Here is a 1042-nt window from a genome sequence, read left to right as displayed (position 1 = left end):
TAAATATATATAAATTCTAATAAAGTTTTATGGTACTATAGTCTCTAATATAAAGACGTACTCATGATGAGGATCATGTTAGTAGTAGTAAATTAGGTGGTAGAACATCAGTTAGAATCTGTTGATATTAATAAAATTATATTAACACGTCACTATACACCCTGCAAAAGCATGTTTCAAACCACAAGCAGCTATCAAGAACTTTTTAATGTCCGGCCCAAGGTTTAAGTAAACTAAAAACGCCCTGCAGATGCTAATCTGCAGGGCGTTTTTGTGCGTTTTTAAAAGAGTACTTTCACTCCAAACTCCGTTTCATCACATAGTAGGTACAACTACTTCCTTCATGAACCCTGGGATAGGTATCGACTAATTTCCAGCCTTTGCTATTCATGTAGTTCAGAGCAGCCATAGGGGATATGAAATCAATGTTATTTCCTTGAGTGTCTTTCAATACCTCTTCACCGTTGCCGAAATCAACGTGCGCATGCACTTTAGTACTGAAAAGAGCTTTCACAAAGAACCTGAGCTCACAGTACTCCTCAGTTCGTTGAGCAGTAGTTGTAACAAGAGAGGCAGGTACTGCCTGTGCATAACTCCAGGTACATGCCAGGATAGTAAGTGCGAACACGAGGGATAATTTTTTCATAGGTATAACGCATAAGGTTCTGTTAAATATTAGCAAAAACCTATCCAATTGAATGGCTGGGTATACCTGTAACCGCTGGAACCTTCAAGTTTTTGCTCTACACATTTGTGCAGCGTGTCTTCCTCTAAACAGCTGAGGTCCCATTGGCTGCTACTCGTCCGATGGTCTCGACAGTATTATAGTCTTCATCCCGTAGCTTCACAGCACAAAAGCAAAAGTGTTTCAGATATTCATTTTATATATTTTTCAAAGAATAATTTAAAGGACTTGATTCTGAGTTTATTGGAGGTTGACAGGAGGGGGAAAGAAGCGTTAGCCGTAATTTCTTTGTTAAAACATCATTGAAGTGCTTTTTAAAGTATACCTGGTTTTTGATAAGTATTAATACTTATGGAT

Annotated in this window: 1 protein-coding gene; it reads right to left on the bottom strand. The window is 37.9% G+C overall.

Translation table 11 applies throughout. The features are described 5' to 3' along the window. Positions 1 to 295: 295 nt before the first annotated feature. Entirely contained in the window at positions 296 to 646 is a 351-nt protein-coding gene (locus O71_RS22335) for a hypothetical protein (RefSeq protein ID WP_007661242.1), read from the bottom strand. Positions 647 to 1042: the final 396 nt, after the last annotated feature.

This window comes from Pontibacter sp. BAB1700, assembly GCF_000277005.1.
Classification (GTDB): domain Bacteria; phylum Bacteroidota; class Bacteroidia; order Cytophagales; family Hymenobacteraceae; genus Pontibacter; species Pontibacter lucknowensis.
This window is presented reverse-complemented; position numbering and strand designations above follow the sequence as displayed.

Excerpts from the sequence above, each read along its gene's own strand:
- O71_RS22335 (WP_007661242.1), bottom strand. The coding sequence starts at position 646 with ATGAAAAAATTATCCCTCGTGTTCGCACTTACTATCCTGGCATGTACC.